At 37.8% G+C, this 6,331-nt stretch carries 6 protein-coding genes and 1 pseudogene; 2 read left to right on the top strand and 5 right to left on the bottom strand.

Features of this window, described 5'->3' with window-relative positions; all coding sequences use genetic code 11:
* Positions 1-143, bottom strand: a pseudogene (locus LOK78_RS16890) (DUF6090 family protein); the annotation flags it as partial.
* A gap of 207 nt (positions 144-350) precedes the next feature.
* On the opposite strand from LOK78_RS16890, the gene LOK78_RS16695 reads away from it, so the two are divergent.
* Positions 351-476, top strand: a complete 126-nt coding sequence (locus tag LOK78_RS16695; RefSeq protein WP_255673767.1) for a hypothetical protein — start codon at positions 351-353, stop codon at positions 474-476.
* A gap of 97 nt (positions 477-573) precedes the next feature.
* On the opposite strand, the gene LOK78_RS16115 is transcribed toward LOK78_RS16695, so the two are convergent.
* Positions 574-1,161 carry a Crp/Fnr family transcriptional regulator gene (locus tag LOK78_RS16115; RefSeq protein WP_232635626.1) on the bottom strand — a complete coding sequence of 196 codons (588 nt, stop codon included), beginning with the start codon at positions 1,159-1,161 and terminating at the stop codon, positions 574-576.
* A gap of 142 nt (positions 1,162-1,303) precedes the next feature.
* Between LOK78_RS16115 and LOK78_RS16110 the strand changes: the two genes are divergently transcribed.
* Entirely contained in the window at positions 1,304-2,209 is a 906-nt protein-coding gene (locus tag LOK78_RS16110) for a DUF2167 domain-containing protein (protein ID WP_232635625.1), read from the top strand.
* A gap of 57 nt (positions 2,210-2,266) precedes the next feature.
* On the opposite strand, the gene acs is transcribed toward LOK78_RS16110, so the two are convergent.
* Genes acs through LOK78_RS16095 form a run of 3 tightly spaced genes read right to left on the bottom strand, consistent with a single transcriptional unit; the run spans position 2,267 to position 6,318 of the window.
* Complete coding sequence (gene acs, locus LOK78_RS16105; RefSeq protein ID WP_053970094.1) at positions 2,267-4,174, bottom strand: acetate--CoA ligase; 1,908 nt, start codon at positions 4,172-4,174, stop codon at positions 2,267-2,269.
* Positions 4,175-4,198: 24 nt separating this feature from the next.
* Entirely contained in the window at positions 4,199-6,097 is a 1,899-nt protein-coding gene (locus LOK78_RS16100; RefSeq protein WP_232635624.1) for an acetate--CoA ligase, read from the bottom strand.
* Positions 6,097-6,318: a hypothetical protein gene (locus tag LOK78_RS16095; protein ID WP_053970096.1), complete on the bottom strand. Its 222-nt coding sequence runs from the start codon at positions 6,316-6,318 to the stop codon at positions 6,097-6,099. The genes LOK78_RS16100 and LOK78_RS16095 overlap by 1 nt, the downstream gene beginning before the upstream one ends.
* Positions 6,319-6,331: the final 13 nt, after the last annotated feature.

Raw genomic sequence — 6,331 nt, 5'->3', positions numbered from 1 at the left:
TTTATGTTCCAGTTATTAATCTGTAGGGCAATCAAAATCCCAATAACTACAAGAATAATTTCTCCAATAGCATAGGTTAAATACTTTCCAAATTTATTTTCAGTCAGGGTTTTTTGTCTAATTTTTCTGAAGAATTTTATCATTAGTCATTGGTTGGTTATAATGAAGCACAATTTGATACATCCTTACTAAAATAATCTTTCACTCCTCTTTTTGTCGGGATATCTTTTTGTGTGGGTTTCGAGTTTGTTATTATCTTTTTAAAATACATTAAATCATAGGTTTATTTCAAATAATAAACCCTACGAGCTAGCAACTGGTCGTTATAACTTAAGGAGAATCACTAATTTATGATTTTTATTAAAAATGTAGGTGTTTATTTGTTAAAAAATGAGGTTTTTTTGTGGGGTGGTGAGATAAGAGATGCTGGGATTGGGGATGATGAAGTTAAAGATGCTGAAACAAGTTCAGCATGACAAGGGCTTGGGTTATGCGTGACAGAATTGGGGTGCAGCGTGACAAGGTTGGAGATGCTGAAACGAGTTCAGCATGACAGGAAAAAAAACAACCGCCTTAGTCTTCTAAAAGCAGTTGGCTTTTTATCTTACTTAAAAACTCTTTGGTGATACCCAAATAGGACGCAATCATGTATTGAGGAATGCGTTGGTCCATGGAAGGGTATTTGTTTCTGAAGGAGGTGTAACGCTCCTTGGCTGTCATACTAAAATTACGGATGATTCTTTTCTGGGAGGCTACAAAGGCCTTTTCAATGATCTTTCTGAAAAAGCGTTCCATTTTAGGTATGCGTTCAAAAATGTCTTCAATGGTATCGTGTGAGAATTGAATGAGCTCAGTATCCTCTAAACATTGTACATTAAAATCGGAAGGAGTTTGGGTGCTAAAACTTCCTAAATCGGACGTCCACCAATCTTCAATAGAAAACATAATGATATGTTCTTGACCCGAATCATCTACAAAAAACATTTTGGTGCATCCTTTTACTATAAAGCACTCTACCCTACTGATATCTCCCTGTTGCAGCACGTATTGCCCTTTAAGATATTTACGGTAGCTTAATTTACTCAATAAAAAGGCTTCCTCTTCTTTGGTCAAGGACACATACTGGGCGATATAATCAAGTAAAGGTTGGTAGTTCATCATTCCTAAAAATCCTTTTCAAAAATATTAATTTTAGAAGAAACGGGAGGTCGAAAAAGCAAGCAAACTGATAAAAAAATAAGGCATTTAAAATTCAAGAATATTATATTGCAAGCTTAATTATTAACACTAACCCAAACTAACCATGAAAAACCAACTGTTTTCATTATTTATTATTTTTTCAATTTTCTCTGTTTCAGCACAGGAATCAACTGACACCCTATCGTTTGATCTTGCCACCTATCAAAAAGCTATGGATAGCATCAACAATAGCTTTAAATATGAGCATGGGGATGTCACCCTTGGTGATGATTTGGCAATCATTCACATTCCAAACGGCTATAAGTTTTTAAATTCTGAGCAAACCGAGTATGTTCTAACTGAATTATGGAACAATCCGCCTAGTGAATCTTTAGGTATGTTGCTTCCGGAGAATGTTTCACCATTGGATGATGACTTTTCCTATTGCATCGAAATTTCCTATTCAGAGGATGGCTATATCGATGATGAAGATGCCGAAGATTTGGATTATGATGATCTATTAGAAGAAATGCAAAAAGATGTTCTAGAAGCCAATCCGCAACGAGAAACTATGGGCTATGAAAAAATCGAGTTGGTAGGATGGGCAGCTCCACCTTATTATGATCACGAAAACAAAAAATTACATTGGGCCAAGGAGCTTAAATTTGAAAACTATGATGTGAATACCTTAAACTATGAAATAAGAGTCCTGGGAAGAAAAGGTTATTTAAGCTTAACGGCTATTGGTGACGTTTCTGTTTTAGATGAATTCAACCAAGATAAGGACTATGTGATTCGAAGTGTGGAGTTTAACAAAGGTCATCGCTATGAGGATTTCAATCCTGATATTGACCAAGTGGCTGCCTACGGTATCGGAGGACTTATTGCTGGAAAAATACTAGCCAAAGCTGGCTTTTTTGCATTACTTATAAAGTTTTGGAAGTTTATAGCCATAGGTGCTATTGGTTTATTTAGTGCTTTCAAGAAGAAAATATTTAGAAGCTCATCAAACCAAGAGGAGGACGTATAATCACATAAAAAAAGAGGGTTTTTTAACCCTCTTTTTCACATAACACTAATTATGACATTATAGAGCATTATCTATAATTTCTTGAACCACTTCAGGGTTTAATAACGTACTGGTGTCTCCTAAGTTTGACGTGTCCTTGCTCGCTATTTTTCTTAAAATACGACGCATGATTTTACCACTACGTGTTTTAGGCAACCCTTGTGTGAACTGGATTTTATCTAACTTGGCGATAGGGCCAATTTGTTCTGTAATCAATTGGTTTATCTCTTTACGCAGGTTATCATGTCTACGATATTCACCTGTATCTTTTAAGATCACATAACCATAAAGGGCATTTCCTTTAATGTCATGAGGGAATCCTACGATAGCACTTTCTGCAACCGCTGGGTGCTCATTAATAGCATCTTCTATAGGTGCTGTTCCTAAGTTATGGCCAGAAACAATGATGACATCATCTACCCTACCAGTAATTCTATAATAACCTACTTCATCCCGCAAAGCACCATCACCTGTAAAGTACATGTTTTCAAAAGCAGAAAAATAGGTGTCCTTATACCTTTGGTGGTCGCCCCAAATGGTTCGAGCCATGGATGGCCAAGGGAATTTAATACAGAGTCTACCATCTACCTGATTTCCTTTGATTTCCTTACCGTTTTCATCCATTAATGCAGGTTGGATACCAATAAATGGTAAGGTCGCATAGGTAGGCTTGGTAGGTGTTGCAAACGGAATGGGTGAAATCATAATCCCACCTGTTTCAGTCTGCCACCAAGTATCTACAATAGGTGATTTCTTTTTACCTACATTGTCATCATACCAGTGCCAAGCCTCCTCATTGATAGGTTCACCAACGGTTCCCAACACTTTTAAAGATGATAAATCATATTTCTCAACATAGTCAACCCCTTCTTTAGCCAAAGCACGAATAGCCGTAGGCGCTGTATAAAATTGGTTGACTTGGTGCTTGTCTACAATTTCCCAAAAGCGACCGAAATCTGGATAACTAGGCACGCCTTCAAACATCACCGTTGTAGCACCATTTGCCAATGGCCCATAAACGATGTAACTGTGTCCCGTAATCCATCCAATATCTGCCGTACACCAATACACATCATTCTCCCGATATTGGAATACATTTTTGAAGGTATAGGCTGTATATACCATATACCCACCTGACGAATGCACCATACCTTTAGGTTTCCCAGTGGAACCTGAGGTGTATAAAATAAATAATGGGTCTTCTGAATCCATAATTTCTGGTTCGCAATCGTGATAAGCTTCATCCAATAAAGGTTGTAACCAATGGTCTCTACCTTCTTTCATTTGGATATCAGAGTTGATTCTTTTCACTACCAAGACACTTTGGATGCTTGGACAATCTTCTAACGCTTCATCTACAATACCTTTTAGGTCAATTGTTTTTGAACCGCGATAAGACCCATCAGACGTGATGACCATTTTACAGTCACTATCATTGATTCTAGTACTTAAAGCCGTTGAGGAAAAACCAGCAAATACTACCGAATGGATCGCTCCTATACGGGCACATGCCAAGACTGAAATAGCCAATTCTGGAATCATGGGAAGGTAGATACAAACGCGATCTCCTTTTTGGATTCCCTGTTCCTTAAGTACATTGGCAAATCTGCACACCCTATCATGTAACTGTTTGTAGGTAATGTGTTGCGCCGCTTCATTTGGGTCATTGGGCTCAAAGATTATGGCTGTTTTATCGCCTCTTGTATTTAAATGCCTATCAATACAGTTCTCTGTAATATTTAATTTGGCGCCTTCAAACCATTTTACCTCGGGCTTGGAAAAATCCCAACTTAGGGCATTATCCCATCGCTTTCTCCATAAAAAATGTTCTTCAGCAACCTCTTCCCAAAAACTTTCAGGGTTTCTAACTGATTTTCTATAAACCTGAAAGTACTCTTCTAAATGTTTAATGTGATAATTACTCATAATAATTAATGTATGTTTTAATAATTAGTGTTTGTGTATTCCTATTTCATTTTCTTTATAAACCGATTGGATTTCGGGAATGATATCCATATCATCTATGGTTGATGGGATGTTAAAAGATAAATCATCAGCCATTTGTCGTAACAATTTACGAAGAATTTTTCCCGATCTCGTCTTTGGAAGGCGTTTTACAACCAAGACATCCTTAAACGATGCCACCGCACCTATTTCCTTTCTCACATCATGAATGACCTCTGATTTTAAAACTTCTTCATCACTTGTTTGACCTGATTTTAAGACAACCAATCCCAGTGGTTTCTGTCCCTTGATTTCACAATGGATTCCAAAAACGGCACATTCTGCCACATCTTTATGGGAAGCGACAATTTCTTCCATTTCGGCGGTTGATAACCTGTGGCCAGCCACATTGATAATATCATCTACCCTACCTGTAATAAAGACATAACCATCTTCATCCTTATAGCCTCCATCACCGGAAAAATAATATCCTGGGAATCTTTTTAGGTATCCTGCTTTAAATCGTTCAGGATTTCCCCAAAGACTGCTTAACGTACCTGGTGGCAATGGTAATTTCACAGTCACATAGCCTTCTACGCCATCAGAAACTTCTTCCCCGTGTTCATCAAGGATTCTGATATCATAACCACAAACTGGTAACCCCGCGGAACCAGGTTTGATTTCCTGTAATCCCACGCCCACCATATTGGCTAACATAGGCCAACCAGATTCTGTTTGCCACCAATGGTCAATGACCGGTATATGCAAATGTTGCTGAGTCCAAGAAAGGGTAGCCACATCACATCTCTCTCCAGCAAGGAATTGATATTTCAAACAGGATAAATCATACTTTTCAATAAATTCACCATCATGGTCCTCTTTCTTAATGGCCCTTATAGCTGTAGGTGCTGTAAACATGACTTTGACTCGATGTTCACTTATCACTCGCCAAAACGTGGAAGCATCTGGTGTTTTAATAGGTTTACCTTCAAAAAGGATGGTGGTATTTCTATTTAACAAAGGACCATAAACAATGTAACTATGTCCTACAACCCAACCTACATCACTGGCTGCCCAAAACACATCGCCTTCATCAACCCCATAGATATATTTCATTGAAAATTTTAGGGCTGTGGCATAACCACCCGTGTCTCTAATAATACCTTTAGGTTTTCCTGTGGTTCCTGAGGTATATAAAATATAAGAGGGATGGTTTGAATGTACATCCACTGGTTTTACGGAATCTGATTCAGCAACCAATTCACTATAATCGACGTCATAGGTTTTTTGTGGTCTCTCCACATCAATTCCACGATCAAAGATGACGACATGATTAGGTTTATGCTCTGCCTGATTGATGGCCTCATCTACAAACGGTTTATAGGGAATAATTCTTTTTATCTCTATACCACAAGTTGCTGTTATGATGGCTTTGGGCTTGCAGTCGTCAATCCGGATAGCCAACTCATGTGGTGCAAATCCCCCGAATACTACAGAGTGAATCGCTCCTATTCTAACACAGGCTAACATGGCGTATACCGCTTGAGGAATCATAGGCATGTAAATAACTACGGTATCCCCTTTGCCAATTCCCAATTTCTGTAACCCACCAGCCAATTTGGACACTTCTTCATGAAGCTCGTTATAGTTGATTTTTTGAATGGTATTGGTTACTGGAGAATCATAAATAATCGCATTTTGTTCACCATATCCATCGGCTATATGCTTATCTATACATAAATAGCTAAGGTTTAAAGTGCCATCTGCAAACCATTGGTTATAATCTTCATCATTTTTTGAAGTAATGGTTTTAGGAAGTTGGCTCCAATCTAACTGTTTCGCTTGCTTCAACCAAAATACTTCAGGTTCTGCAATGCTTTGGTTGTAAAAATCCATGTAGTCCATTATTGAGCCTTTTTAGAATTAAACAAACCAAACCAATTTGGATTGAGGACCTTTAATTTGATTAAAGCCCAAATAACCACAACAAAACATACCCCCATAACAATGGAGTTTAAAGGACTAATAGGAGTTTGACTTTCAAACTTAAAACGAAGATATAGGGACCCTATGGCATATATGGATATCAATATATCCGATGCTAACGGTCCTAGTCGAAATTTCATAACAACTTACTTT

It is taken from the genome of Mangrovimonas futianensis (genome assembly GCF_021245805.1).
GTDB classification, from domain to species: Bacteria; Bacteroidota; Bacteroidia; order Flavobacteriales; family Flavobacteriaceae; genus Mangrovimonas; species Mangrovimonas futianensis.
Note: the sequence above shows the minus strand (reverse complement) of the source record. Positions and strands in the feature narration are given on the sequence as shown.